Raw genomic sequence first — 26,295 nt, 5'->3', positions numbered from 1 at the left:
TATGACTCTTGATATTTCAAAGTACCCAACACTGGCTCTAGCAGATACCCCTGAGGAGCTGCGCAGCCTCCCAAGAGAGATACTGCCTAAACTGTGTGATGAGCTACGCACCTATCTACTTAATTCAGTTAGCCAGTCAAGTGGTCACCTAGCCTCAGGCTTAGGAACCGTAGAGCTAACTGCCGCTCTACACTACGTCTATAACACACCCTTTGACCAGTTGGTGTGGGATGTCGGCCACCAAGCGTACCCACATAAAATTTTAACTGGTCGTCGCGATCAGATGCCAACTATTCGTCAAAAAGGCGGACTGCACCCCTTTCCTTGGCGTGGCGAGAGTGAATACGACACCTTATCAGTTGGTCACTCTTCTACCTCAATCAGTGCCGCACTTGGAATGGCGATTAGTGCCGCACAAGAAGCGCAAGGTCGTAAAGTGGTCAGTGTCATCGGCGATGGCGCGATAACCGCAGGTATGGCGTTTGAAGCGATGAACCACGCTGGTGATGTTCACCCTGATATGCTGGTGATTTTGAACGACAATGAAATGTCGATATCCGAGAACGTTGGCGCGCTGAACAATCATCTTGCTCAATTGCTATCAGGTCATCTATACACCTCTATTCGTGAAGGTAGTAAGAAAGTACTTTCTGGCGTTCCGCCAATTAAAGAATTAGTTCGTCGCACCGAAGAACATCTGAAAGGGATGGTGGTTCCGGGGACATTATTTGAAGAGCTCGGCTTTAACTATATTGGTCCTGTGGATGGACATGATGTCAATGAGTTAGTAAAAACGCTCAAAAACATGCGTGAGTTGAAAGGCCCGCAGTTTTTGCACATTATGACCAAGAAAGGTAAAGGCTACGAGCCAGCGGAAAAAGATCCGATTGGTTATCATGGCGTGCCAAAATTCGATCCAAGCCATAATTCGCTGCCAAAAAGCAGCGGCGGAAAACCAAGCTTCTCCAAAATCTTCGGTGATTTCTTATGTGATATGGCCGCGCAAGATCCAAAGTTAATGGCGATTACGCCAGCGATGCGCGAAGGCTCAGGAATGGTGCGTTTTTCCAAAGAATATCCAGAGCAATACTTCGATGTGGCGATTGCAGAACAGCACGCGGTAACACTGGCGGCAGGAATGGCCATCTCCGGCAACCACCCCATTGTCGCCATTTATTCGACTTTCTTGCAACGTGGCTACGATCAGTTGATTCATGATGTGGCGATTATGGATTTGCCTGTGATGTTTGCTATTGATCGCGCCGGACTGGTCGGTGCCGATGGTCAAACTCACCAAGGCGCCTTTGACCTGAGCTTTATGCGCTGCATACCAAATATGGTGATTATGGCGCCAAGTGATGAAAACGAATGCCGTCAAATGCTCTACACAGGCCATAAGCATAACGGTCCATCGGCAGTTCGTTATCCTCGTGGTAATGGCATAGGTACCGATATTCAAACTGAATTTACCGCCCTCGAAATTGGCAAAGGCCGCTTAGTTCGTCAAGGCGAGAAAGTCGCAATTTTAAGTTTTGGTACCTTCTTAGCCAATGCGCTTGAGGCTGCAGAGTCCCTCAATGCGACGGTCGCCGATATGCGTTTTGTTAAACCGCTTGATGAAGCGTTAATCAAACTACTTGTCGCAGAGCATGACGTTATTGTTACTCTAGAAGAAAATGCCATTGCGGGTGGCGCGGGAGCTGGGGTTATTGAGTTTATGATGCAGGAGAAACAGGTCAAACCTGTCCTCACTTTAGGCCTGCCTGATCAGTTCATTGCTCAAGGAACACAAGATGAACTGCATCAAGAACTCGGTTTAGACGCCAAAGGAATCGAAGCATCGATTCGTCAATACCTTAAAAAGTAGACTCAGTGTGTATACCAATAAACAGCCCTCATTTTTGAGGGCTGTTTTGTTTCAATTCCTTTTTTCAGTCAATGTTACTGAGGTACTTGCCAATCAAACTCAGCGCACAGTGCTTGCCACGTTGGGTCAACACTGGCGCTGATCAACACGTTCTGGCCAGTAAACGGATGGACAAAGGCTAATCTCGATGCGTGCAACAGCAGCCGATGTGAGTCATAAACGTCTCTAAACAGCTTGTTATGTTTTCCGTCACCATGGGTCGTATCACCGACAATGGGATGCCTGAGGTGTGCCATATGCCGCCTCAATTGATGCTTACGGCCAGTCAGCGGCCTCATTTCGATTAAACCATAGCGCGTGGTTGGAAACTTACCCGTTGAGTGCGCAACCTCAACCTGAGCCAATGGCTGGTAGTCCGTCACTGCTTCCTGCGCCTCTTTCTCTTGGCTGGCATGCTTATCGGCGATTTTATCTAACTCAACCTTGAGCGCATAATCGAGCCGGCCAGGTTGCAAAATCCAACCACGCACAATCGCATGATAGGTTTTTTCCATTTCATGATTGGCAAACATCGGCATCACTTGCGACGCAACTTCACTCGACAAGGCAAAGATCAATACCCCAGAGGTCGGTCTGTCAAGCCGATGAAGCGGAAACACATGCTGGCCAATCTGATCACGCAATGTCTGCATCACAAACTGCGTTTCGTGTTTATCAAGCCAACTGCGGTGCACTAGCATTCCTGCAGGCTTGTTGACCGCAACAAAATACTCATCTTGGAAAACAATCTCTAACATCAAGCACACACCTCATCAATTAGTGTCAATCGCGCCAACAATGGTGAGTAATCTGGGTATTGCTGCCAACATTGTTCAAAATAAGGGGCAATCGCGAAACCACTTGGTAGTGGTTGATTAGCATCGATCATATTGCGAATGCGGCCAATAAAAACCCATTGTAGCCACTGCTCTGGTGCCAGAGTATCAACGGCAAATGGCTGTTCACTTTGCAGTGCCAAAAAACTTGGTGGCTGCGGTTGCCAAAGTTCAAGCGCTTGCATGTCGGCTTGGAGCTGATTAAGCAATTCAATTAATTGGTTCTGTTTCAACATTAATCTTGTTTCTGACCTTGAAAATAGCCTCAAGAATACCATTTATAAAGGAAAGAAAGTTAGGACAAATCGCTAATGGAAACCATTCATACCCTTACCCAATTGCTCACCAACAGTGATTGCCAATACCAAATCTATGATCTGGGAAGAAAAATCAAGAAAATCGACGCGAAGATGTTTGCCGACACCGAACAGGGGCAAGTGGCCTACCCCTACCCGATGCAGCGCAAAGCTCATCTAGCGATCGTCTATTGGAATCAAGATCAGCAACCTTGGATCTGGTTTCTTAAATTTGACCTTGATGAACGTGGCTTGTTGAAACAAGCCGATGTTGGTAACTTTATCAAATATGTACTTGAAGCAATGGGCACGCGACTTAGTCAAGAGATGACTGAAGAGCAACAACATAAGCTCGCGAATAATCCCTACACTTTTAAGCCTGCTGAAGACAAAATGGCAGTGTTTCATAGTCAAGTTCGTGCAGAGCTAAACTTAGCCTGCAGCCAATACTATGAGCACGCACAACACTATTTTTCAGGTGAGCTTGACTGGGAGAAGTGGCATAGCGTCGGCTTACAAGGTGTTACTGACATCTGTGCCCGACTCGGCCAAGAGCAAAATGGTGTTAACCTGCGTAAAGCATTAAAACACCTACCTAATGAACCCCTGTACGCCCTACTTGGTGCGCTAGAACATACCGAATTATCAGACAAACTCGCACAACGTATCGCCCAAATGGCGCAGGTCGAAATTGACAGTGGTGAGCCTGACCTTTTCTTACTTTCGGCATTAACGCGTGCACTCTCTGGTGCTTCTACATCTATTACACAATCGATTTATTGTGCGATTTTAGCCAGCCCGAGACTGAGCCATCAAGAAGTGCTGATCGGGATTGCAGGCCGTTGCTGGCATTGGTTACGCGATGCAAGTACAGCCGAGCAATTCTTACTGCGCTTAGCTCAAACTGGTGACCAAGCACTATTCAACCAATTGTTTGCTGACTTAGTCATGCTACCTGAACTGCGGATGGTATTACTGCCGCTATTGCACTCCAGTCCATCACCAGAGTTAGCTGATGCGCTGATTCGCCTGCAACAATCAGCCAAGGCCTAACTATGATCAGTGACCTCTTCGCCATTCTCGGTTTGGTATGTCTGTGCTTACTCTTTTGGCAACAACGTCGCCAAGCAGAGTTAGTCAAAACGATTGCTACCCGCCAGTGTAAACAGCTGGATTTGCAACTTATCAGCGTTGCTTTAAAAGGTCACAAATTAAAAACGCCAGACGGAGTCTGGCGTTGGCATTCTGTTTATCAATTTGAATTTTCATCACTCGGCGATGATTGCTATCAAGGCAACATCATCATGCAAGGATTTCAGCTAGCGAAGGTTGATCTACCGCCACATCGGATGTAAATAGATATTCGTTATATGGACCGAACGCGTCTTGCTTGCGGACCTTAAACTGAAAGCCCAATTTTTTCAGAATTCGTATCGACGGCTGATGGTCAATATTAGCCGTGGCAACGACATTTGTTAAGCTTAAGTCTCTGACTACTTTTGGAAAAAATGCCTGTAGGGCTTCACTGGCAAAGCCGATTCCCCAATATAACTTATCAAAGATAAAACCTAACTCAGGCTCGCTATCAAGAGCACAAATAAAAATATGCCCCACATAAGCACGGCTACGACTGTCTAAAACAGCCATCGCATACAGGTTAGGGTCATTGAGCGTTTTCTCAAATAATTGTTTTGCCGACGAAACGGTATGAGCACCATTCATTTGGGCACGATTAATACCACAACAATTCAGCATGAGAAATTCTGATTGTAGTGATTCGTTATAAGGGACTAATAACGAACGGCGAGTCACAATAGTCATGACACATCCTTGTTAGCAGCTAAAATTGTTTTGAAAAACAAAGCCGAAAAATTAAACCAACGGGCAACAACCGATATTGATCTGGGTTGTGATTATTGGGATGTTATGCGTCTTTTCCCACGGTGAGATCAAAGAAAGCCCCGACACGTGAGTATCAGGGCTATAGTCTTACTCGCAGCAGTCCAGCTACAAAAGGTGCTCCATGCATCTTCCTTAATAGTTACTGAATCCTTCAGCAATATCCTTACGTCGCCGTCCTAGCGGTGTCCTATTCATCCTGATAGCCAACTATCCTAGTTAGCTTGCATCACTTGTTCCTTGAGCGGTGTCCCTAGTATCATCCTGATACTGTCCTACCTCAATCTAGAGGTGTCCATTGCTTTCCTTAGTCACTCACATCCTGTCAGTGATTGTATCCGTACAATGTCCTTTCGCTCCCTGCTTGACTGACTTTCCTCGTCAACCAACCTTCATCCTGAAGTTTTCCTATCCGTGGTATTTCCTGTTCCGTGTCAGCATCCTTCCGACAGTTATTAATTTACGCTTTTGGCGATTAAAGACAAGATACAGCAGGAAAAAACGCTCGAAACAAGTGTGCAACAATTTAACTTTTCAATATAAAACAGCAACCTAAGGTGTTCTTACTGATATTGCCGCGCAAAAAAAATCCATTCTCGCACACTTGGTGTAAGAGATATCTCACAGCTAAATGCCTAATTTACCATTCGCCTATTAGCTCGCTGAGCAGTAAAATACCAATATCAAAGCAAAAGGAGGTTATATGCTGACCCAAGATGTTAGCCAAGAGCTAAAACAGGTACTTGAACAATTACAACATGAAGGTAAAGAGCCGAGCATCGCTTTGGTTAAAGCCCGCTTATCAACATCAGTGCCAATGCCTGCTTTGATCACGACGATTAAAAGTTGGAAAAGTGCCCAACGCGTACCGAAAATAGAAATCGCGGCGCCTGAACAAGCGAATGACAGTGATAAAATCGCTCAGCTCGAAAAACAAGTAGAAGCATTAACCGCGAGATTGACCGTATTGGAACGGCAACTACGCTAAATCGCTCTCTCGAGTCCAACGCTTAGTCAACAGGTGACTATTGATGCTTAGCCTATTGATGAATAAAAGCAATGTATAAAAAAGCTTGGCAAATTAGCCAAGCTTTTTTTCATTTCAATCGATACTTACCAGCCAGTGACTTCACGTAGGCCTTTACCGATATCAGCAAGAGATTTAACGGTTTTAACGCCAGCCGCTTCTAGTGCCGCAAATTTGTCTTCCGCCGTACCTTTGCCACCTGAAATGATAGCGCCGGCGTGACCCATACGCTTCCCTGGAGGAGCAGTTACACCTGCAATGTAAGAAACAACTGGCTTAGTCACGTTTTCTTTAATAAACGCAGCCGCTTCTTCTTCTGCGGTACCACCGATTTCACCGATCATGACGATCGCTTCTGTTTCAGGGTCTTCTTGGAACAATTTCAAAATATCAATGAAGTTTGAACCTGGAATTGGGTCACCGCCAATACCAACACATGTGGACTGGCCGAAACCTTCGTCAGTGGTTTGCTTAACCGCTTCGTACGTTAGCGTTCCTGAGCGAGAGACGATGCCGACTTTGCCTTTCTTATGGATATGGCCAGGCATGATACCGATCTTACACTCATCCGGAGTGATAACACCCGGACAGTTAGGACCAATCATACGCACACCCGTTTCTTCTAGCTTCACTTTTACATCGATCATATCGATAGTAGGAATGCCTTCCGTGATCGTGACGATCAGTTTGATGCCTGCGTCAATTGCTTCTAAAATCGCATCTTTACAGAAAGGTGCTGGTACATAGATAACTGTTGCTGTCGCGCCAGTCACTTCAACGGCTTCTCGTACTGTATTGAACACAGGTAGACCAAGATGCGTTTGACCGCCTTTACCCGGAGAAACACCACCCACCATCTGCGTACCGTATGCAATCGCTTGCTCTGAGTGGAACGTCCCTTGACCACCAGTGAAGCCCTGGCAGATTACCTTGGTGTCTTTATTAATTAGTACAGACATTATTTGTCCTCCGCAGCAGCAACAACTTTCTGAGCTGCATCAGTTAGTGACTCAGCAGCAATGATATCAACATCAGAATTAGCAAGAACTTCGCGACCAAGGTCTGCATTAGTCCCTTCTAGACGAACAACAACAGGAACAGCAACACCCACTTCTTTCACTGCGCCGATGATGCCTTCTGCAATCATGTCACAACGAACAATGCCGCCGAAGATGTTAACAAGAACCGCTTTCACATTGTCGTCAGAAAGGATGATCTTAAATGCTTCTGCAACACGCTCTTTGGTCGCACCGCCGCCAACATCTAGGAAGTTAGCTGGCTTACCACCATGGAGATTGACGATGTCCATGGTGCCCATCGCAAGACCAGCACCGTTTACCATACAACCAACATTTCCGTCTAATGCCACATAGTTAAGTTCCCACTGAGCTGCGTGAGCTTCGCGCTCATCTTCTTGGGAAGGATCGTGCATCTCACGTAACTTAGGTTGGCGGTATAGAGCATTTGAGTCGATGTTGATTTTACCATCAAGACAAAGCAGGTTGCCTTCGGCTGTTACAACCAGTGGATTAATCTCAAGTAGCGCAAGGTCATACTGAGAGAACATAGTGCCAAGACCCATAAAGATCTTAACAAATTGTTTAATTTGATCGCCAGCTAAGCCTAGTTTAAATGCGAGTTCACGGCCTTGATAAGCCTGAGGGCCAACCAATGGATCGATTGCTGCTTTATGAATCAACTCTGGTGTTTCTTCAGCAACTTTTTCGATTTCAACCCCACCCTCGGTTGATGCCATGAATACAATCTTACGTGTTGCACGGTCTACCACCGCACCTAGGTACAGTTCGTTTGCAATGTTTGATGCTTCTTCAACTAAGATTTTAGTTACAGGCTGACCATTTGCGTCAGTTTGGTAAGTCACGAGATTCTTACCTAGCCACTTTTGTGCAAACTCTCTCACGCCATCTTTAGTATCGTGTAGCTCGACGCCACCCGCTTTACCACGTCCACCTGCGTGAACCTGACATTTAACGACTTTCTTCTCCGTTGAGATACGACCTGCCGCTTCAACCGCTTCATTAGGGGTATCACACGCGTAACCTTCCGGTACAGGCAAACCGAATTCTGCAAACAGCTGTTTGGCTTGATATTCATGCAAATTCATTTTGATATTCCGTTTATTTTCCCTTTAAGGGATTATTATTTCCATAACGCAGCAGAGATCTGCAAACGTCTGTAGGGACTTCTCAAATAAATCGCTACTTGCTCATGGCACAGAAGCGATTTAGGTGAAGGCTAAACCGTTGAGCTAGTCTAGCCATTGAAACTATCAAACGTCTAGCAGCCTATGCCAACTAGACGTTTCAGCGATATTAAACGTCTAATAGCAGGCGAGCTGGATCTTCAAGTAACTCTTTAATGGTTACAAGGAAGCCGACAGATTCACGACCATCGATGAGACGGTGGTCATAAGAAAGTGCCAAGTACATCATAGGTAGGATTTCTACCTTGCCATCCACTGCCATTGGGCGATCTTGAATCTTGTGCATACCCAAGATAGCTGACTGTGGTGGGTTAATGATTGGTGTTGACATTAGCGATCCAAATACACCACCGTTTGTAATAGTGAAGTTGCCGCCCATCAGCTCATCAACCGTTAACTTGCCATCACGACCTTTAATCGCTAACTCTTTAATGCCTTTTTCGATATCAGCAAAGCCTAACGTGTCACAGTCTTTAAGAACTGGAGTCACGAGACCACGCGGCGTTGAAACCGCCATGCTAATGTCGAAATAGTTGTGGTAAACGATTTCCTCACCATCAATAGACGCATTGACTTCTGGGAAGCGTTTTAGTGCTTCGGTCACCGCTTTAACGTAGAAAGACATAAAGCCTAGACGCGTACCGTGACGCTCTTCGAACTGGTCTTTGTACTGCTTACGAAGGTCCATGATTGGCTTCATGTTAACTTCATTAAACGTCGTCAACATGGCGGTGTTATTTTTCGCTTCAAGTAGGCGGTTAGCTACTGTCTTACGTAAACGCGTCATTGGAACACGTTTCTGACTGCGAGCCACTACTGGCGCTTCTAATGCTGCCGCTTGCGGTGCAGCTTTTGCGTTGGCAAGGTGTGCATCAATATCTTCACGAGTGATACGACCACCAACACCAGAGCCTTTGACTTGGCTCGCTTCAAGGCCGTGCTCAGCAAGAAGACGACGTACGGCAGGGCTGAGCGCATCATTACTCTCTTCTGTTAACGACGCTTTATGGCGCTTATCTGGCGATGCTTGTGACTCATCTGTTTTGTCTGTCGTTGGTTCACCAGCAACAGCACCAGGCTTGAGTTTAGCGAGCAGCTGTTTAGAAAGTACTGTCGCACCTTCTACTTCAAGGATAGCTTCTAGTACACCCGCTTCTGGAGCCGGAACTTCTAGAACAACTTTGTCAGTTTCAATGTCAACCAACACTTCGTCACGTTCAACGACGTCACCTGGTTGTTTGTGCCATGTTGCCACTGTAGCGTCAGCGACGGATTCAGGTAAATCTGGAACCAGAATTTCAATTGTCATATCTGTTTCTTCCTTTAACTTCTAGTTCTTAGTTCGAAGTTTTTTTATTCACGGTAAGTGCGTCTTCTACCAACGCTTTCTGTTGTTTCAGGTGTACTGACATGTAACCAACGGCAGGTGATGCTGATGCTGGACGACCAGCGTACTTAAGATCTGCACCTGCAGGGATTGCAGCACGGAAGTTGTGTTGGCTACAGTACCAAGCGCCTTGGTTCTGTGGCTCTTCCTGACACCAAACAAAGTCTTCTACATTAGTGTATTGCTCGATAGCAGCGGTCACTTCATCCATTGGGAACGGGTAAAGCTGCTCAATACGAACAATTGCGACATCGTCTTGTTCATTGTTTCGACGCTGTTCTAGCAAATCGAAATAAACTTTGCCTGAACAGAAGACAACACGTTTGACCTTCGCAGGTTCAAGATTATCCACTTCACCAATCGCCGCTTGGAACGTTCCTTGTGCAAGATCTTCAATTGAAGAAGTACACAGCGGGTGACGTAGCAATGACTTCGGTGACATAACGATCAGTGGGCGGCGCATTGGTCGCACAACCTGACGTCGAATCATGTGGTAAACCTGAGCTGGTGTTGAAGGAACAACCACTTGCATGTTTTGCTCAGCACACAGCTGAAGGTAACGTTCAAGACGTGCTGATGAGTGTTCAGGACCTTGACCTTCATAACCATGAGGAAGAAGCATAGTCAGGCCACAGAGACGCGCCCACTTTTGCTCACCAGATGAAATAAATTGGTCAATGACTACCTGCGCGCCGTTGGCAAAGTCACCAAACTGTGCTTCCCAAAGCGTCAGGCCACTAGGTTCAGCAGTCGCGTAACCGTATTCAAATGCAAGTACGGCTTCTTCAGATAACACCGAATCAAAGACTTCAAACGGCCCTTGTTTATCATGAACATTCGCTAAAGGGACGTACGTGCTGGCATCATTTTGGTTATGTAGTACAGAGTGACGATGGAAGAAAGTACCGCGACCTGAATCTTGGCCTGAGATACGAATACGTTTACCGTCATCAACTAGAGTTGCATAAGCGAGGGTTTCAGCCATTCCCCAGTCGATCGCTTTTTCACCGCTCAACATCGACATACGATCGTTATATAACTTGTTGACTCGGCTTTGTAACTTATGGCTCTCTGGGTACTGACAGATACGGCGACCCAATTCAATCAAACGCTCTTGGTTGAACTCATTATCCCAGTCTACATCCCAATCGTGACCTAAATAAGGCGACCAATCGACCGAATGTAGCACCATTGGACGCCACTCTTTGACGACCACATCGCCGCGATCAAGTGCATCGCGATACTCGTTGACGAACTGAGTAGCAGTATCAATACCGAAATCACCGCGCTCCATTAGTACATCAGCGTAGAGCTTACGCGGTGTTGGATGCTTTTTGATTTTCTGATACATCAAAGGCTGAGTCGCATTTGGCTCATCGGCCTCGTTGTGACCATGACGACGGTAACAAACTAAGTCGATAACCACATCACGTTTAAATTCGTTACGGTAATCAAGCGCGATACGAGTAACAAACGCAACCGCTTCAGGGTCGTCAGCGTTAACGTGGAAAATCGGTGCCTGTACCATTTTGGCAATATCAGTACAGTACATGGTTGAACGCGTGTCGCTAGGGTTTGACGTAGTGAAGCCAACTTGGTTGTTAACCACAATACGGACAGTACCACCAACACGGAAACCGCGTGCCTGCGACATATTAAATGTTTCAGCAACCACACCCTGACCAGCAATCGCTGAATCACCATGGATGGTAATAGGTAGAACAGTCGCACCATCTTGGTCGCCTAGACGATCTTGACGAGCGCGAACAGAACCTATAACAACCGGGTTGACGATCTCAAGGTGAGATGGGTTAAATGCCAAAGCAAGGTGAACATCACCACCAGGTGTGGCAAAGTCAGCCGAGAAACCTTGGTGATATTTTACGTCACCAGTACCCCATGACTCGCCGTGCTTACCTGCAAACTCATCAAACAAGTCTTGAGGCTTTTTACCCAGCACGTTGACGAGCATATTGAGACGGCCGCGGTGCGCCATACCAATAACCACTTCGCGCATACCGCTCTTACCAGCATGGCGAATCAACTCTTTAGTCATCGGTATCAGTGCATCACCACCTTCCAATGAAAAGCGCTTAGCCCCCGGGAACTTAGCCCCTAGGTAACGCTCAAGGCCTTCTGCAGCCGTCAGCTCTTCAAGGAATTCTCGCTTCTCTTCATGACTGAACGATGGTTGGCCAACCACTGATTCTAAACGTTGTTGAATCCAACGTTTTTGCTCAGTGTCTGTCATGTGCATGTATTCAGCACCGATAGAGCCACAGTAGATTTTGTTCAATGAAGAGTGAATATCTTTCAGTTTCATGGTTTCTTTGCCAATGGCAAACGAACCCACGTTGAAAGTTTCTTCTAAATCGTCTTGAGTGAGATTGTGAAATGCAGGGTCTAGCTCCGCCACCGTTGGACGTTGCCATAAACCGAGAGGGTCAAGCTGCGCCGCTTCATGACCACGGAAGCGGTAAGCGTTAATTAATTGAAGTACTTTTACCTGTTTAACGTCGACATCAGGATCACTAACTTGGACATTGTAATGCTTCGTTTCTTTAGCGAGTCGTCGGAAGTAGTCACGGACACGTGAATGAGGCTGTTCAACCACCTCTTGTGAAGACTTAGGCAAGCCCTCAAAAACACGTTTCCACTCCTCACTTACCAGATCGGGGTCACTTAGATACAGTTCGTAGAGGTCCTCTACATACGTTGCATTGGCGCCAGCCAAGTGTGAAGACTCGAGCCACGCCTTCATCACGCCGTTGTGCATATTTTCCCTTAACCAGTAGTTTTCACGTTTGCTTCGGTCTATGCCGAGCTATTAAGAGCCGACCCAGAATAGGCCGGCAATTTTACTATTTTTTTACTCTATCTGTGTCGAGCTTCGGCTCGGCGATACATGACCGCCAGAGCCGACTCTATTTAGATACCGAGTAACTTAAACCGAGCGATTGACTAACATGGTCTTAATGTGACCAATCGCTTTGGTCGGATTCAATCCCTTAGGACAAACACTGACACAGTTCATGATACCATGGCAACGGAAAACGCTGAATGCATCATCAAGATTTGACAAGCGTTCGTCTGTTGCAGTATCACGGCTATCAATTAACCAACGATAAGCCGCTAAAAGACCTGCAGGACCGATAAATTTATCAGGATTCCACCAGAATGACGGACAAGACGTTGTACAACATGCACACATGATACATTCGTACAATCCATCAAGATGAGCACGATCTTCTGGCGATTGTAAGTTTTCACGAGACGGTGGCAAGGCGCCATCATCAATCAAGAAAGGCTTAACTTTCGTGTAGTTATCGTAGAATTGTGTCATATCAACGATAAGGTCACGCACAACAGGCAGACCAGGGAGTGGACGAATCACAATCTTGTCACCTTTCAGCGCTGAAAGGGGTGTGATACACGCCAAACCATTTTTACCGTTCATGTTCAGACCGTCAGAACCACACACACCTTCACGACAAGAACGACGGAAAGAGATGCTAGGATCTTGCTCTTTAAGCAGAATCAACGCATCAAGAAGCATCATGTCAGATCCTTCTTCTACTTCTAGTGTGTAGTCCTTCATGTACGGCTTTTGGTCGACATCAGGATTGTAGCGGTACAAAGAGAAATTCAGTTTCATAATATTGCCCTCCTTTCCTTAGTACGTACGTGCTTTTGGCGGAAATGCTTCACGATGGACGGGTTCCATGTTGACACCACGCTTAGCCATTGACTCTGTTTCCGGATTGTAGATCGAATGACATAGCCACTGCTCATCGTTACGATCTGGGAAGTCAAAACGAGCGTGAGCACCACGACTCTCAGTACGGTAGTTCGCCGCAACGGCCGTCGCAAAAGCAGTTTCCATCAAGTTTTCAAGTTCTAGACATTCAATACGTTGCGTGTTGAACTCGGTCGACTTATCAGACAGGTGAGCATTTCTCAGACGCTCACGGATAACTTTCAGCTCTTCTAGACCTTTTGCCATTGCATCACCTTCACGGAAAACCGAGAAGTTGTTCTGCATACATTGCTGCAGGTCTTTACGAATCTGAGCAGGATCTTCACCGTCAGTGCTGTTTTCCCAACGGTTGTAACGCTCTAGTGAACGCTCAATATCAGCTTCAGTTGCTGGCTTAGCTTCAGCTTGTTTCAGCAGTGTTTCGCCAAGATGCAGGCCTGTCGCACGACCAAATACCACTAAATCGAGCAGTGAGTTACCACCCAAGCGGTTAGCGCCGTGAACCGATACTGATGCAATCTCGCCACATGCGAATAGGCCTTGTACTTCAACATCGCTGCCATCTGCAGTTTGCTTAATCGCCTGGCCAGAAACTTGAGTTGGAATACCACCCATCATGTAGTGACAAGTTGGAATAACTGGAATCGGCTCTTTGACTGGATCAACGTGTGCGAAGGTACGAGACAGCTCACAAACGCCTGGTAGACGTGACTCTAGAGTCTCTTTACCTAAGTGATCGAGTTTCAGTTTAATGTGAGGACCCCATGGGCCATCGCAACCGCGACCTTCACGAATTTCGATCATCATTGAACGAGCAACCACATCACGGCCAGCTAAGTCTTTAGCATTCGGCGCGTAACGCTCCATGAATCGCTCACCATCTTTATTAAGAAGGTAACCACCTTCACCACGACAACCTTCCGTGACAAGAACACCTGCGCCAGCAATACCCGTTGGGTGGAACTGCCACATTTCCATATCTTGCATTGGAACGCCCGCACGCAGCGCCATACCAACACCATCACCAGTATTGATGTGAGCGTTAGTTGTCGATGCGTAAATACGGCCCGCACCACCAGTAGCTAAGATGGTTGCTTTCGATTTGAAGTAGCATACTTCGCCCGTTTCCATGCAAAGCGCAGTACAACCTAAAACCACACCGTCTTCATTTTTAACGATGTCAAGTGCATACCACTCAGAGAATATCGTTGTCTTGTGCTTGATATTTTGCTGGTAAAGCGTGTGAAGAAGAGCATGACCAGTACGGTCAGCTGCTGCTGCAGTACGTGCCGCTTGCTCACCACCGAAATTCTTCGATTGGCCGCCAAAAGGACGTTGGTAGATACTACCATTATCAAAACGAGAAAACGGAAGGCCCATTTTTTCTAACTCAATCACAGATTCAGGGCCGTTTTTACACATGTATTCGATCGCGTCTTGGTCACCAATATAGTCGGAACCTTTAACTGTATCGTACATATGCTGCTCCCAATGGTCTTCGTGCGCATTACCTAGCGCAACCGTAATACCACCTTGAGCAGAAACAGTGTGAGAACGTGTTGGGAATACTTTCGAAAGCAATGCACATGACAGGCCTTGCTCAGAGATTTGCAGTGCAGCGCGCATGCCTGCACCACCAGCGCCGATTACTACGGCATCAAATTCACGAACTGGAATAGACACTTACGCACCCCACAGAATAAATAGACCAGAGAAGAAGTAACCAAATAGCACAGCGATAACGCCTAGCTGAAGGCCACCACGAAGCTTGGCGCACTTAATATAGTCAGTCAGTACTTGCCATAAGCCGATCCATGCGTGAATCAATACCGACATTAGCGCGAGCATAGTGAAAACCTTGGTGAAAGAGCCACCAAAGAACTGGGTCCAAGAGAGGTAAGAAATATCTGTAAAAGCACAGAAACTAACCAGATAGACAGTGTAGAGCGTCATAATGATAGCGGTAGCACGAATCAGTAAATAATCATGCACACCATTACGACCAAAAGATGAAATGTGTTTTACCATACCAGGACCCCCGCCAGTAGAGACAGAACGGCTGTTGCTGCGAATGCAACCTTAGCGCTCATTGCGCCAGATTCCAGCTCTTCAAAATGCCCCATATCCATCAGAAGGTGACGAATACCACCAGCAATGTGGTAGGCCAATGCCGTCAGGATGCCCCATAAAATGAACTTCACGAAGAAACCATCTACAAGGTCAACCGCTTGCGCGTAACCCACTGGTGATGATAACGAAATGGATAACAACCAAAGTAGTATTCCGACCGCGACGAACGTAATTACACCAGAAACACGGTGTAAGATTGATGCGATAGCAGTGATCGGAAAGCTAATGGTCTGTAAATCTAGATTAACAGGTCTTGACTTTCTTTCTTTCACGGGCTTGCTCACTCAGCTCCATTGAGCATTTATAGTTATAAACGAATTTTGATTGCAAACCTACAAAAGTTAACACTTACTTAACATTTACCCGCGACAATTTGCCGAGCATTTTGTAAAATATTTGTTAACAACAAGGATTAAAACTTCACCTCACATTTGTTTCAAGCCTTGAATTTATAAGGTTTTCACCAAAATTTACTGCGCCACTATACGGCTGGCAACATTCTAATACAATTGGTGTAACAATTTTTGTTACACAGACCAGATTTTTAACCTTATACGTTCAAAAAACCATAACAAGTGCACACATCGGAGGAGAAAAATTGACTTTGATAACGAACACACGTACAAAAATGTCACACAAACATCCTGGACGGATTAAATAATAAACAAAGGAGATTGTTATGGCAGATAAGAAAGCTACCCTTCATGTCGAAGGTCAAGCGCCTATCGAGCTGCCGATTATGGAAGGTGCGCTAGGTACCCCTGTAATTGATGTTCGTAAACTGGGAGCAAATGGTTACTTTACGTTTGACCCAGGTTTTCTTGCCACTGCATCCTGTGAATCTCAAATCACCTATATCGATGGCGGCAAAGGGATTCTTTTGCACCGCGGTTACCCTATTGATCAGTTAGCGAATAACGCTGATTATTTAGAAGTATGTTATATCCTTCTTTATGGTGAAGCCCCAACACGTGAACAATACGAGAATTTTAAGACAACCGTCACTCGTCATACAATGGTCCATGAGCAAATTGCCAGTTTCTTCCACGGTTTCCGCCGTGATGCTCACCCTATGGCCGTTATGTGTGGTGTTGTTGGCGCTCTTGCAGCGTTCTATCACGATTCACTCGACATTAATAACGACACTCACCGCGAGATTACCGCATACCGACTACTGTCGAAAATGCCAACGCTTGCTGCGATGTGTTACAAATATTCTATCGGTCAGCCGTTTATTTACCCACGCAATGATCTAAACTACGCAGAAAACTTCCTGCACATGATGTTCGCTAATCCATGTGAAGAATATGAGGTCAATCCTGTTGTAGCACGTGCGATGGATAAGATTTTCACTCTACACGCAGACCACGAACAAAACGCATCTACCTCTACAGTTCGTCTTGCAGGTTCTTCAGGCGCTAACCCGTTCGCCTGTATCGCCGCGGGTATCGCGTCACTTTGGGGCCCTGCTCACGGCGGCGCTAACGAAGCATGTTTGAAGATGCTAGAAGAGATTGGCAGCGTTGATAAGATTCCAGAGTACATTGAGCGTGCGAAAGACAAAGACGATCCATTCCGCCTGATGGGCTTTGGGCACCGTGTCTACAAGAACTACGATCCTCGCGCGACAGTAATGCGCGAAACGTGTCACGATGTGCTTAAAGAACTTAATATCCAAGACCCATTGCTTGACGTTGCAATGGAACTAGAACGGATTGCATTATCAGATGAATATTTTGTGTCGAAGAAACTCTACCCTAACGTAGATTTCTACTCAGGTATCATCTTGAAAGCGATTGGTATTCCGGTTTCAATGTTTACTGTAATCTTTGCCCTATCACGTACTATTGGCTGGATTGCACACTGGAACGAAATGCATAGCGACCCACTTAACCGTATCGGCCGTCCTCGTCAGCTCTATACTGGTGAAGCTCAACGTGAATTTTCGCCAATGCATGAGCGGTGATTAACTAAAGGCTAAACAAAGTAAGGGTTGATGTGTAAGCATCAACCCTTTGTTTTTATATCAAATTGACAATGTTAGTGGCAAATAGCATTGCTGATTTAAACCGGGTTATCAATATCAATAAACTCAACCTCTAGACCATGTTCACTGGCCAACCATTCCCCCAACGCTTTTACCCCATAACGCTCGGTAGCGTGATGACCAGCGGCAAAATAGTGAATTGCTTGCTCTCGAGCTGAATAGGTCGTACGTTCTGAAATTTCACCCGAAATAAAGGCATCAAGGCCATGTTTTACTGCCAACTCTATGTAGTCTTGACCGCCACCTGTGCACCAACCGATCGTTTCGATCAACTTATCCACATTGTCTGGTGCAATATGCAGTGGCGCTCGATTGAGCACACGATTGATTTTGGCGCTTAACTCAGCGCCTGTGATTGGTTGGGCTAGTCGGCCATACATGGCAACAGATTGAGGATGCCCTTCTAAACCACCTTCAACTTGGATATCCAGTAAACGAGCCAGTTGCGCGTTGTTACCCAACTGTGGGTGGATATCAAGCGGCAAATGATAACCGAACAAATTGAGATCGTTCTTGATTAGTGTACGAATACGTTGACCTTTCATACCGCGAATCGGCTCAGGTTCACCTTTCCAGAAATAACCATGGTGAACTAACAGCGCGTCAGCATTAAGTTCAACGGCTTTATCAATCAACGCTTGTGAAGCCGTTACACCAGTAACAATACGCTTAATCGTTGGTTTACCTTCAACCTGTAATCCATTCGGTGCGTAGTCTTTAATCAACTGAGGCGATAGTTTCTCATTTAATATTTTTTCTAATTGTAAGATGTTCATTTTAGCTTCCAATCACTTATGAGCGTCTCGCTCTTTGATTCTATGTCGCAAAGTGTATTCCAACCATAGCAGTGATGCTAGGGTCTGGTTACAATAGTGATAACTGGTTTTACTAAGGTAAAAGGATGAGCCCTTACCAACGCTTCTATCACTGGATCGCAACGACACCCCCTCTATTCGAGTGCATTGCCCCGTTTGAGTCTCTACAAGAGCTGGCGTTTTCCCCTACCGACACCAGCGACTACTCCGGAAACCCAAGGCTTGGCTTTCTCTATCAGCATTTATGTACCGAGCTGCTCACCAATACCTCGACTTATTCTGTTGAACTAGAAGAAGTGCAGATCAATAAAGACAACGGTCAGACCTTAGGGGCGATCGATTTGATCCTCAATAACCATCAAACTCGCCGCCAAGAGCATTGGGAAGTCGCGATAAAGTTCTACCTACTTCATCAAGGAACCTGGTTCGGACCTAACGCACATGATCAGCTCGACAAAAAGCTTAAGCGGATGTTAACCCACCAACTTAAAATGAGCACCACACCTGAGTTCTTAGCTCAGTATCCACAACAAACTGGGTTATCTGAACACCTGTTGCTGCAAGGCAGACTCTATACCAACCCATTTTCACCAGAAGCGGTTCCAGATAAGTGTTTAGGTCTCAAACTCAACCAAAGTCAGATTTCAGGTCATTGGTGTTATCAACATCAGTGGGAGCAAATTGGCGAACCACTATACGAGCTCAATAAATCTTTGTGGGCAATAGGCCTGGCCGAGGTGACTAAGCCCGTCGAAAAACCCAATGGTCGCTTTATTCACGCCCAGACCGAAAGTGGCCAGTTTTGGTTTGTGGTGCCAGATAGTTGGCCGGGAAAGACATAAAAACAACAAGGGCCGACATATGGTCAGCCCTTGAAATTCTGATGCGTGAACGCGCTTAAAGACCTGCGGCTGTAAATACTTGATTAACGATCTCTTGCGCTTCAGCTTCAATCTGCTTCAAGTGCTCCGCACCTTTAAAGCTTTCACAGTAGATCTTATAGATATCTTCGGTACCTGAAGGTCGAGCGGCAAACCAGCCGTTTTGTGTCGTTACCTTAAGGCCTCCAATCGCGGCCCCATTACCTGGAGCATGCGTTAAACGCGCCGTGATCGCCTCACCGGCAAGGGTTTGCGCTGTCACCATATCAGCAGAAAGCTTTTTCAATACCTCTTTCTGCGCGCCATTAGCCACCGCCTGAATACGATTGTACTCAGACGCACCATGTTTGGCCGCCAACTCTTCATAGTACTGCTGCGGATTCTTACCAGTGACAGCGGTAATTTCGGCCGCAAGTAGGCAAAGCAAGATACCGTCTTTATCCGTAGACCAAGGCGTGCCATCTTTACGCAGGAACGACGCCCCTGCACTCTCTTCGCCACCAAAGCCAAACTTACCTTGATAGAGTCCATCGACAAACCATTTAAAGCCCACCGGAACTTCACAAAGCTCACGGCCAAGATCGGCGACCACACGGTCAATTAACGCACTCGATACCAGTGTTTTACCGACGGCAACCTCTTTGCCCCAACCTTGGCGATGACGGTACAAGTAATCAATGCACACAGCCAGGAAGTGATTCGGGTTCATTAACCCTTTTGGTGTCACGATGCCGTGGCGATCGTAATCAGGGTCATTACCAAACGCTAAATCGTATTGGTCTTTTAGCGCCAGTAGACCAGCCATCGCATAAGGAGACGAGCAGTCCATACGTACGACGCCGTCCTTGTCGAGAGACATAAATTGGAATGATGGGTCAATCGCTTCACTGACAAGCGTCAAATCTAAATGGTAAGCTGCGCCAATCTGACGCCAGTAATCAATGCCACTGCCTCCGAGCGGATCAACGCCCAGTTTCAAGTTCGCTTTCTGAATCGCTTCCATATCAATGACGTTAACCAGATCATCAACATACGGCTTAACCAAGTCCATTTCGACGAATAGCTCACTGGCCTTTGCTTGGTCGAGCGGCATGCGTTTGACACCCACTAAACCAGCTGCGATCAACGCATTGGCACGATTTTGAATCTCCTCTGTCAGCTCACCTTCTGCCGGACCACCATGAGTTGGATTGTATTTAATCCCCCCATCTTGCGGCGGGTTGTGCGACGGTGTTATCACAATCCCATCGGCCTTCGCATCATGTTGCAAGTTGTAAGTCAAAATAGCGTGCGAAATCCCTGGCGTTGGTGTGTAACCATTATTTTGTTGAACAATCACGGTCACGCCATTCGCAATCAAAACTTCAACCACAGTCGAGAAAGCAGGCTCTGAGAGTGCGTGAGTATCTTTGCCAACAAATAACGGCCCTGTAGTGCCCTTTTCTGCACGAACTTCTGCCACCGCCTGAGCAATCGCTAAAATATGATGCTCATTAAAGGTCGACTTATCTGAGCTGCCACGGTGTCCGGAGGTACCAAATTCAACTTTATGGTCTAACTTGGTTGGATTTGGTTGGAGAAGGAAGTAATTAGAAACTAGGGCTGGAATATTATGAAGATCTTGTTGCTGAGCTTTTTGTCCCGCTCGTGGGTGCATCGCCATGTTGACATCCTTTCTTAAATTACAAAAACAAAAAACCTCATAATACGATAATCAAATCCCGCATTATGAGGTTTCAATCAGAATTATTTAAATTGAGTTCGTCACTTTCTCAATTAAATCGGCTGGGAAATTCATTCTTGCCATCAACTGATCAACCATCTGTCTTTTGCGACTGGTATTGTTATTAGTGATTACCCAAAAAGGTGAAGCAGGAATAGCCTTTGGCTTAGTAGTGTTGCCATTCGCTAGCAAAATTTGCTCGTTGTCAGCGAAGTAAACACGTTTACGACCTTTCACTTGAGTCGCTTCAGAAAAGCTATTTGGGTCAATGCGATGCAGCGTGGATAAAACCAACATAAAGCGATCAATCGCTTTCTTAAGACCAGCAAATTCATCGGAAATCAGTAACGTACGCATTTCCTTAACGCCGTCGAACGTTTCTTCTTTTATTGCGTCTTTACTCACCACCACACCTTTTGCTTGTGTCATCTCCTGCGGCTGAGCAACTGGGGCAGGTGCGTCTGTCATCAATAAACGACGCAAAATGTCCGAGGCACTTTCACCAATATGCTGGGTTTGACTTGCGATGTAACGGTATAGATCCTCATCAACCTCAATTGTTTTCATTCGCTTTTCACAATCTCTATGTTTAAACTCTGAGGGATTATAGCGAGATCTTTAAAGAGACTCTACGGTTAACCTGTCACGAATAAAATAAAAATGTCACAACTGCTCAACTATAAAGAAGAAGGTCAGGGTCAACCTATCATTCTGATCCATGGATTATTTGGTAATTTGGACAACCTTGGCCTACTTGCTCGCGATCTTAAAGCCGATCACCGCGTGATCAGCTTAGATCTTCGCAATCATGGCGCATCGTTCCATTCACCGCAACACGACTACGCCTCGATGGCACTGGATGTACAACGGCTACTTAAACACCTCGAACTCACCAATACCATAGTAATTGGTCACTCGATGGGGGGCAAGGTTGCAATGAAATTAGCTGAGATTGCAGGTGAGCAGATCGGCAAATTATTGGTTTTGGACATGGCACCTGTTCAATACAGCCAAAGCCGCCATGATAATGTATTTGATGGCCTACATGCGGTAATCGAGCGCAAGCCAAGCAGCCGTAAACATGCACTCGAAATTTTGGCCGAGCACATTGAACTTGAAGGTGTGCGCCAATTTCTCAGTAAATCTCTCTATAACTCAGGTCAACATTTAGCATGGCGGTTTAATGTCGAGAGCTTAGCCAAAAACTACTGGAATATTCTCGATTGGCAACCGATAAAAGCAACAGCCATTGAAACACTGTTCCTCAAAGGAGGCGATTCTGACTACCTAACTGCAGAGCACCAACCAGAGGTTCAAAAGCAGTTTAGTCACGCCAAAGCGCACGTCATTGCCAATACAGGTCATTGGTTACACGCTGAAAAACCCACAGAAGTAGTGCGTGCAATCCGCAAATTTATTGCGTAAAACAGAATGAGAGATCCGTAGTGCTCTGGCCGTTAACTTTATCTAGCAACAATGGTATAGTTCTGCCCAAGTAATTTAGCACAAAGGGATTGCATGCTTTACGACTACATGAATATGCTCGAGTCTATTGGTCTCGATCTACTTTTTGCGTCTATCTTTTTCTTAATAGGGATGGCGATAAAAGATGTATTAAAAGCGGGAAATGTCCCCCCTTTCGGTCGTCGCATTGTGTGGTTAGTCCTATTTCTAGGCTGCGCTGGATTTATTGCCAAAGGCATTATTCAGATGAGCTGGGAAGGTGGTGGCATAGGCTGATGGCCACAGTCACAACATAATTGAGTAAAGGTAACGAATTTATGGCAAGTGTAGGCATCTTCTTTGGTAGCGATACAGGTAATACTGAAGCTGTAGCAAAGATGATTCAAAAGCAACTGGGTAAACAACTGGTTCACGTTCAAGATATTGCCAAAAGCAGTAAAGAAGATATCGACAACTTTGATCTTCTGCTTCTTGGCATCCCTACTTGGTATTACGGTGAAGCGCAATGTGACTGGGATGATTTCTTCCCAGAGCTTGAACAAATTGACTTTTCGACCAAGCTAGTGGCAATTTTTGGTTGTGGTGACCAAGAAGATTACGCAGAGTACTTCTGTGACGCAATGGGTACTGTACGCGATATCGTTGAAGCGAAAGGCGGTACAATTCTAGGTCACACATCAACCGAAGGCTATGAATTCGAAGCATCTAAAGGTCTGGTAGAAAGCGATGATAGCCAATTCGTTGGTCTATGTATCGATGAAGACCGTCAACCAGAACTCACTGACGAACGTGTGAAAAACTGGTGTAAGCAAATTTATGATGAGATGTGTCTAGCTGAACTAGAAGGCTAATACCTCATCGATTAAAAACCTCCTCTGGGAGGTTTTTTTATGCCGTTTGTTGCTGTTCTTCTTCTCTAAACTGTGGTTTTTTGCGCACATACAACTTACGCTGCACTTCGGAAACGACGCCACCGTGTTTATCTTTGACATAGATAATAAATTCAGGGAAACACTTATCTCCTTCAGCGGTTTTGGCCAAAATATCTTGCAACTGATCTTGAGTGACACAGAACTCGGCATACAAGTCACTTTGTCCTGGCTTGATAAAGTTAATACTTGCTTCTTTATCCCACACGTAATAGCGCTCACCCAATATCCCCATTAACATTAAAGAGTAAACAGGATCTGTGAGTGAGAAAATACTTCCTCCATACTGGGTTCGATTGGCATTTTTATTCCACCAGCGTAGCTTAAGCTGCATTTTCACTTGACGAAAATCATCACTGATCGAAAGGATTTTGATCCCTGCCCCCCAAAATGGTGGCCACGAATTGAGCGCAAACTTAACCACGCCAGGCTTGTAGACTTTTGCTAATGATTTATTCATCGTTGATTCCTAAAGATGATTTACTCAATAAATGTTGCATAATTGTAACTGGTCCGATGTCATTTATCAGTGACCTCACACTAGTTTATAAAAAAAGAGTAGTAACCCCTTGAAGTTCGTGGTTTATTGTTAGTGGTTACTGCCCTATAATGATAGCAATATTGAATTCTGTTAATTACTGCAGATCATCAACAGGAAAGTATATGTCAGACAATAACCAAGCGCTAAAGGATGCTGGTCTTAAGGTTACTCTACCAAGACTCAAGATTTTAGAAGTACTACAGCAACCAGAATGCCAACATATTAGCGCTGAAGATTTATATAAGAAGCTGATTGATCTAGGAGAAGAGATCGGTCTTGCCACCGTTTACCGTGTCTTAAACCAATTTGATGATGCCGGTATCGTGACACGCCATCACTTTGAAGGTGGTAAGTCAGTATTCGAACTATCAACTCAGCACCATCATGACCACCTAGTCTGTCTAGATTGTGGTGAGGTCATTGAGTTTTCAGACGACCTAATTGAAGAGCGTCAAAAAGAGATCGCGGCAAGATATAACGTAACTCTAACCAATCACAGCCTATATTTGTACGGCAAGTGTATTGATGGCAGTTGCAAAAACGATCCTAACGCCCATAAAGCAAGATAGTAAAAAGGCGCTCATCAGCGCCTTTTTTGACTAGTTTAATCGAGTAAATGCCAGCTCAACGTTGGCATTTATCTTTTTAACGTTATTTAGACTCGATTTTAGCCCAAGTATCACGTAGACCAACCGTACGGTTGAAGACTAATGCTTGTGGCTTAGAATCTTTACCATCAGCACAGAAATAGCCCATACGCTCAAACTGATAGCCTTTTTCCGCTTGTGCGCTGGCTAAACTCGGTTCTACATAACCGTTAACTGCGAGCAGTGATTCAGGGTTAATCGTGTCGGCAAAGTTATCGGCAGCCGCTGGGTTTGGCACAGTAAACAAACGATCGTAGAGACGAATTTCTGCCGGTAGACCTTTATCAGCCGATACCCAGTGAATCACGCCTTTTACCTTACGACCATCTTCTGGGTTCTTGCCCAAAGTGTCAGCATCGTAACTACAGAAGATCGTTGTGATATTACCTTGATCGTCTTTCTCGATACGCTCAGCTTTAATCACATACGCACCACGAAGACGTACTTCTTTACCTAAAACAAGGCGTTTGTATTTTTTGTTTGCTTCTTCACGGAAATCTTCACGCTCGATCCATACCTCGCGAGTGAACGGAACTTGACGCTCACCCATCTCAGGCTTATTCGGATGATTAGCAACCGTTAACGTTTCAACACTATCTTGAGCAAAGTTTTCAATCACAACTTTGACCGGATCTAGCACAGCCATAGCACGAGGGGCGTTTTCGTTCAAGTCATCACGAATACACGATTCTAATGAACTAAACTCGATCATGTTCTCTTGCTTGGTAACACCAATTCGCTTACAAAACTCACGAATAGACGCCGGTGTAAAACCACGACGACGAAGACCTGAAATGGTCGGCATACGTGGATCATCCCAACCATTAACCAAATTCTCAGTCACGAGTTGGTTTAGCTTGCGCTTTGACATCACGGTATATTCAAGGTTCAGGCGGCTAAACTCGTATTGACGAGGCTGGCAATCAATCGTGATATTTTCTAATACCCAGTCGTATAAACGGCGGTTATCTTGGAATTCTAAAGTACACAGTGAGTGTGTAATCCCTTCAAGTGCATCCGAAATACAATGAGTAAAGTCGTACATAGGATAAATGCACCACTTGTCACCGGTTTGATGGTGAGTTGCAAAACGCACACGGTAGATCACAGGATCACGCATCACCATGAACGAAGAGCTCATATCAACCTTAGCGCGCAAACACGCTTTGCCCTCTTCAAATCCACCACCGCGCATTTTTTCAAATAGTGCGAGGTTTTCTTCAGGCGTACGATCACGATATGGGCTTGGTTTGCCCGGTTGTGTCAACGTACCACGGTACTCACGGATCTGCTCTGGACTTAGCTCTTCAACGTACGCTAAGCCTTTGTTAATTAATTCCACTGCATAGCCGTAGAGCTTATCGAAGTAGTTTGATGAGTAACAAATCTCACCATCCCATTCGAAGCCTAACCAACTTACATCATTCTTAATTGACTCAACGTATTCAACGTCTTCTTTTTCTGGGTTTGTGTCATCAAAACGAAGGTTACACTTACCCTGATAGTCCTGAGCAATACCAAAGTTCAAGCAAATTGACTTAGCGTGACCAATGTGTAGATAGCCATTTGGCTCTGGGGGAAAACGAGTATGCACGCTTGTGTATTTACCATCCGCTAAATCTTTATCGATGATTTGGCGAATGAAATTCGATGGACGAGCTTCAGCTTCACTCATCTATAGCACCTCAATTATTTTAGTATTGTCAGATAAATTCCGCTCTGAAGGCGTTAAAATGCTCAGAGCACATGGCGAGTAATGATCCACAATTCTTTAGTAATACACAAC

Annotated in this window: 26 protein-coding genes; 10 read left to right on the top strand and 16 right to left on the bottom strand. The window is 45.6% G+C overall.

The genetic code is table 11. From position 1 onward, the window contains the following. Window position 1: 1 nt before the first annotated feature. The gene (gene dxs / locus CDZ87_RS09075) at window positions 2-1,867 is read left to right on the top strand and encodes a 1-deoxy-D-xylulose-5-phosphate synthase (RefSeq protein WP_100753257.1); all 1,866 of its coding nucleotides are present in this window, start codon (window positions 2-4) and stop codon (window positions 1,865-1,867) included. 74 nt (window positions 1,868-1,941) lie between these two features. Here the strand turns inward: dxs and truC are convergent, their stop codons facing one another. Both truC and CDZ87_RS09065 read right to left on the bottom strand, forming a co-directional pair. Further along, the gene (truC, locus tag CDZ87_RS09070; protein ID WP_100753256.1) at window positions 1,942-2,664 is read right to left on the bottom strand and encodes a tRNA pseudouridine(65) synthase TruC; all 723 of its coding nucleotides are present in this window, start codon (window positions 2,662-2,664) and stop codon (window positions 1,942-1,944) included. Then, window positions 2,664-2,978 carry a YqcC family protein gene (locus CDZ87_RS09065; RefSeq protein WP_100753255.1) on the bottom strand — a complete coding sequence of 105 codons (315 nt, stop codon included), beginning with the start codon at window positions 2,976-2,978 and terminating at the stop codon, window positions 2,664-2,666. The genes truC and CDZ87_RS09065 overlap by 1 nt, the downstream gene beginning before the upstream one ends. 75 nt (window positions 2,979-3,053) lie before the next feature. Here CDZ87_RS09065 and CDZ87_RS09060 point away from each other — a divergent pair, with 75 nt between their 5' ends. Together CDZ87_RS09060 and CDZ87_RS09055 are read left to right on the top strand one after the other, a co-directional pair. Beyond that, window positions 3,054-4,091: a DUF3549 family protein gene (locus CDZ87_RS09060; RefSeq protein ID WP_100753254.1), complete on the top strand. Its 1,038-nt coding sequence runs from the start codon at window positions 3,054-3,056 to the stop codon at window positions 4,089-4,091. Between the two features lie 2 nt (window positions 4,092-4,093). After that, window positions 4,094-4,393, top strand: a complete 300-nt coding sequence (locus tag CDZ87_RS09055; protein WP_100753253.1) for a DUF3301 domain-containing protein — start codon at window positions 4,094-4,096, stop codon at window positions 4,391-4,393. Here CDZ87_RS09055 and CDZ87_RS09050 read toward each other — a convergent pair. Then, window positions 4,341-4,859 carry a GNAT family N-acetyltransferase gene (locus CDZ87_RS09050; protein WP_100753252.1) on the bottom strand — a complete coding sequence of 173 codons (519 nt, stop codon included), beginning with the start codon at window positions 4,857-4,859 and terminating at the stop codon, window positions 4,341-4,343. The genes CDZ87_RS09055 and CDZ87_RS09050 overlap by 53 nt on opposite strands. Before the next feature lie 781 nt (window positions 4,860-5,640). Here CDZ87_RS09050 and CDZ87_RS09045 point away from each other — a divergent pair. Then, window positions 5,641-5,925 (top strand): hypothetical protein, encoded by a 285-nt coding sequence (locus tag CDZ87_RS09045; RefSeq protein WP_100753251.1) that lies wholly within the window; start codon window positions 5,641-5,643, stop codon window positions 5,923-5,925. A gap of 125 nt (window positions 5,926-6,050) precedes the next feature. On the opposite strand, the gene sucD is transcribed toward CDZ87_RS09045, so the two are convergent. The 8 genes from sucD to sdhC all read right to left on the bottom strand — a co-directional run bounded on the left by sucD (window position 6,051) and on the right by sdhC (window position 15,746). Next, complete coding sequence (sucD, locus tag CDZ87_RS09040) at window positions 6,051-6,923, bottom strand: succinate--CoA ligase subunit alpha (protein WP_038177165.1); 873 nt, start codon at window positions 6,921-6,923, stop codon at window positions 6,051-6,053. Then, window positions 6,923-8,089, bottom strand: a complete 1,167-nt coding sequence (gene sucC, locus CDZ87_RS09035; RefSeq protein WP_100753250.1) for an ADP-forming succinate--CoA ligase subunit beta — start codon at window positions 8,087-8,089, stop codon at window positions 6,923-6,925. The genes sucD and sucC overlap by 1 nt, the downstream gene beginning before the upstream one ends. A gap of 208 nt (window positions 8,090-8,297) precedes the next feature. After that, complete coding sequence (gene odhB, locus CDZ87_RS09030) at window positions 8,298-9,497, bottom strand: 2-oxoglutarate dehydrogenase complex dihydrolipoyllysine-residue succinyltransferase (protein ID WP_100753249.1); 1,200 nt, start codon at window positions 9,495-9,497, stop codon at window positions 8,298-8,300. A gap of 28 nt (window positions 9,498-9,525) precedes the next feature. Then, window positions 9,526-12,351, bottom strand: a complete 2,826-nt coding sequence (sucA, locus tag CDZ87_RS09025; protein WP_100753248.1) for a 2-oxoglutarate dehydrogenase E1 component — start codon at window positions 12,349-12,351, stop codon at window positions 9,526-9,528. A gap of 168 nt (window positions 12,352-12,519) precedes the next feature. Continuing rightward, window positions 12,520-13,230, bottom strand: a complete 711-nt coding sequence (locus tag CDZ87_RS09020; RefSeq protein WP_100753247.1) for a succinate dehydrogenase iron-sulfur subunit — start codon at window positions 13,228-13,230, stop codon at window positions 12,520-12,522. A gap of 18 nt (window positions 13,231-13,248) precedes the next feature. Next, window positions 13,249-15,015, bottom strand: coding sequence for a succinate dehydrogenase flavoprotein subunit (sdhA, locus tag CDZ87_RS09015; RefSeq protein ID WP_100753246.1), 1,767 nt, complete (start codon window positions 15,013-15,015; stop codon window positions 13,249-13,251). Beyond that, on the bottom strand, window positions 15,016-15,360 hold the full coding sequence (gene sdhD, locus CDZ87_RS09010; RefSeq protein WP_100753245.1) for a succinate dehydrogenase, hydrophobic membrane anchor protein: 345 nt from the start codon (window positions 15,358-15,360) through the stop codon (window positions 15,016-15,018). Beyond that, entirely contained in the window at window positions 15,354-15,746 is a 393-nt protein-coding gene (sdhC, locus tag CDZ87_RS09005) for a succinate dehydrogenase cytochrome b556 subunit (RefSeq protein WP_100753244.1), read from the bottom strand. The genes sdhD and sdhC overlap by 7 nt, the downstream gene beginning before the upstream one ends. Before the next feature lie 395 nt (window positions 15,747-16,141). Here sdhC and CDZ87_RS09000 point away from each other — a divergent pair, with 395 nt between their 5' ends. Continuing rightward, window positions 16,142-17,428 carry a citrate synthase gene (locus CDZ87_RS09000; RefSeq protein WP_100753243.1) on the top strand — a complete coding sequence of 429 codons (1,287 nt, stop codon included), beginning with the start codon at window positions 16,142-16,144 and terminating at the stop codon, window positions 17,426-17,428. 98 nt (window positions 17,429-17,526) lie between these two features. Here CDZ87_RS09000 and CDZ87_RS08995 read toward each other — a convergent pair whose 3' ends face one another. Continuing rightward, a complete protein-coding gene (locus CDZ87_RS08995; protein WP_100753242.1) occupies window positions 17,527-18,285 on the bottom strand; it encodes a Nif3-like dinuclear metal center hexameric protein in 759 nt (252 codons plus the stop codon). A gap of 125 nt (window positions 18,286-18,410) precedes the next feature. On the opposite strand from CDZ87_RS08995, the gene CDZ87_RS08990 reads away from it, so the two are divergent. Next, window positions 18,411-19,166, top strand: a complete 756-nt coding sequence (locus CDZ87_RS08990) for a DUF1853 family protein (protein ID WP_100753241.1) — start codon at window positions 18,411-18,413, stop codon at window positions 19,164-19,166. Window positions 19,167-19,221: 55 nt separating this feature from the next. Here the strand turns inward: CDZ87_RS08990 and pgm are convergent, their stop codons facing one another. Together pgm and seqA are read right to left on the bottom strand one after the other, a co-directional pair. Beyond that, window positions 19,222-20,868 carry a phosphoglucomutase (alpha-D-glucose-1,6-bisphosphate-dependent) gene (gene pgm, locus CDZ87_RS08985; RefSeq protein ID WP_100753240.1) on the bottom strand — a complete coding sequence of 549 codons (1,647 nt, stop codon included), beginning with the start codon at window positions 20,866-20,868 and terminating at the stop codon, window positions 19,222-19,224. Between the two features lie 87 nt (window positions 20,869-20,955). Continuing rightward, window positions 20,956-21,495, bottom strand: a complete 540-nt coding sequence (seqA, locus tag CDZ87_RS08980; RefSeq protein ID WP_100753239.1) for a replication initiation negative regulator SeqA — start codon at window positions 21,493-21,495, stop codon at window positions 20,956-20,958. 93 nt (window positions 21,496-21,588) lie between these two features. On the opposite strand from seqA, the gene CDZ87_RS08975 reads away from it, so the two are divergent. The 3 genes from CDZ87_RS08975 to fldA all read left to right on the top strand — a co-directional run bounded on the left by CDZ87_RS08975 (window position 21,589) and on the right by fldA (window position 23,243). Next, window positions 21,589-22,353 carry an alpha/beta fold hydrolase gene (locus CDZ87_RS08975; protein WP_100753238.1) on the top strand — a complete coding sequence of 255 codons (765 nt, stop codon included), beginning with the start codon at window positions 21,589-21,591 and terminating at the stop codon, window positions 22,351-22,353. Window positions 22,354-22,446: 93 nt separating this feature from the next. Then, window positions 22,447-22,668, top strand: a complete 222-nt coding sequence (locus CDZ87_RS08970; protein WP_038177182.1) for a DUF2788 domain-containing protein — start codon at window positions 22,447-22,449, stop codon at window positions 22,666-22,668. 41 nt (window positions 22,669-22,709) lie between these two features. Then, complete coding sequence (gene fldA, locus CDZ87_RS08965) at window positions 22,710-23,243, top strand: flavodoxin FldA (protein ID WP_100753237.1); 534 nt, start codon at window positions 22,710-22,712, stop codon at window positions 23,241-23,243. A 37-nt stretch (window positions 23,244-23,280) separates the two neighbouring features. On the opposite strand, the gene CDZ87_RS08960 is transcribed toward fldA, so the two are convergent. Then, window positions 23,281-23,781, bottom strand: coding sequence for a DUF4442 domain-containing protein (locus CDZ87_RS08960; RefSeq protein WP_100753236.1), 501 nt, complete (start codon window positions 23,779-23,781; stop codon window positions 23,281-23,283). A 203-nt stretch (window positions 23,782-23,984) separates the two neighbouring features. On the opposite strand from CDZ87_RS08960, the gene fcrX reads away from it, so the two are divergent. Then, on the top strand, window positions 23,985-24,431 hold the full coding sequence (gene fcrX, locus CDZ87_RS08955) for a ferric iron uptake transcriptional regulator FcrX (protein ID WP_100753235.1): 447 nt from the start codon (window positions 23,985-23,987) through the stop codon (window positions 24,429-24,431). An 82-nt stretch (window positions 24,432-24,513) separates the two neighbouring features. On the opposite strand, the gene glnS is transcribed toward fcrX, so the two are convergent. Further along, a complete protein-coding gene (gene glnS, locus CDZ87_RS08950; RefSeq protein WP_100753234.1) occupies window positions 24,514-26,184 on the bottom strand; it encodes a glutamine--tRNA ligase in 1,671 nt (556 codons plus the stop codon). Window positions 26,185-26,295 lie beyond the last annotated feature (111 nt).

The sequence above is a fragment of the Vibrio salilacus genome, assembly GCF_002811245.1.
GTDB classification, from domain to species: Bacteria; Pseudomonadota; Gammaproteobacteria; order Enterobacterales; family Vibrionaceae; genus Vibrio; species Vibrio salilacus.
The sequence above is the reverse complement of the archived record's forward strand: the minus strand, read 5'-3'. Positions and strand labels throughout refer to the sequence as shown.

Coding starts and splice junctions, on each gene's coding strand:
- dxs (WP_100753257.1), top strand. CDS start 2: ATGACTCTTGATATTTCAAAGTACCCAACACTGGCTCTAGCAGATACC.
- truC (WP_100753256.1), bottom strand. CDS start 2,664: ATGTTAGAGATTGTTTTCCAAGATGAGTATTTTGTTGCGGTCAACAAG.
- CDZ87_RS09065 (WP_100753255.1), bottom strand. CDS start 2,978: ATGTTGAAACAGAACCAATTAATTGAATTGCTTAATCAGCTCCAAGCC.
- CDZ87_RS09060 (WP_100753254.1), top strand. CDS start 3,054: ATGGAAACCATTCATACCCTTACCCAATTGCTCACCAACAGTGATTGC.
- CDZ87_RS09055 (WP_100753253.1), top strand. CDS start 4,094: ATGATCAGTGACCTCTTCGCCATTCTCGGTTTGGTATGTCTGTGCTTA.
- CDZ87_RS09050 (WP_100753252.1), bottom strand. CDS start 4,859: ATGACTATTGTGACTCGCCGTTCGTTATTAGTCCCTTATAACGAATCA.
- CDZ87_RS09045 (WP_100753251.1), top strand. CDS start 5,641: ATGCTGACCCAAGATGTTAGCCAAGAGCTAAAACAGGTACTTGAACAA.
- sucD (WP_038177165.1), bottom strand. CDS start 6,923: ATGTCTGTACTAATTAATAAAGACACCAAGGTAATCTGCCAGGGCTTC.
- sucC (WP_100753250.1), bottom strand. CDS start 8,089: ATGAATTTGCATGAATATCAAGCCAAACAGCTGTTTGCAGAATTCGGT.
- odhB (WP_100753249.1), bottom strand. CDS start 9,497: ATGACAATTGAAATTCTGGTTCCAGATTTACCTGAATCCGTCGCTGAC.
- sucA (WP_100753248.1), bottom strand. CDS start 12,351: ATGCACAACGGCGTGATGAAGGCGTGGCTCGAGTCTTCACACTTGGCT.
- CDZ87_RS09020 (WP_100753247.1), bottom strand. CDS start 13,230: ATGAAACTGAATTTCTCTTTGTACCGCTACAATCCTGATGTCGACCAA.
- sdhD (WP_100753245.1), bottom strand. CDS start 15,360: ATGGTAAAACACATTTCATCTTTTGGTCGTAATGGTGTGCATGATTAT.
- CDZ87_RS09000 (WP_100753243.1), top strand. CDS start 16,142: ATGGCAGATAAGAAAGCTACCCTTCATGTCGAAGGTCAAGCGCCTATC.
- CDZ87_RS08995 (WP_100753242.1), bottom strand. CDS start 18,285: ATGAACATCTTACAATTAGAAAAAATATTAAATGAGAAACTATCGCCT.
- CDZ87_RS08990 (WP_100753241.1), top strand. CDS start 18,411: ATGAGCCCTTACCAACGCTTCTATCACTGGATCGCAACGACACCCCCT.
- pgm (WP_100753240.1), bottom strand. CDS start 20,868: ATGGCGATGCACCCACGAGCGGGACAAAAAGCTCAGCAACAAGATCTT.
- seqA (WP_100753239.1), bottom strand. CDS start 21,495: ATGAAAACAATTGAGGTTGATGAGGATCTATACCGTTACATCGCAAGT.
- CDZ87_RS08975 (WP_100753238.1), top strand. CDS start 21,589: ATGTCACAACTGCTCAACTATAAAGAAGAAGGTCAGGGTCAACCTATC.
- CDZ87_RS08970 (WP_038177182.1), top strand. CDS start 22,447: ATGCTTTACGACTACATGAATATGCTCGAGTCTATTGGTCTCGATCTA.
- fldA (WP_100753237.1), top strand. CDS start 22,710: ATGGCAAGTGTAGGCATCTTCTTTGGTAGCGATACAGGTAATACTGAA.
- CDZ87_RS08960 (WP_100753236.1), bottom strand. CDS start 23,781: ATGAATAAATCATTAGCAAAAGTCTACAAGCCTGGCGTGGTTAAGTTT.
- fcrX (WP_100753235.1), top strand. CDS start 23,985: ATGTCAGACAATAACCAAGCGCTAAAGGATGCTGGTCTTAAGGTTACT.
- glnS (WP_100753234.1), bottom strand. CDS start 26,184: ATGAGTGAAGCTGAAGCTCGTCCATCGAATTTCATTCGCCAAATCATC.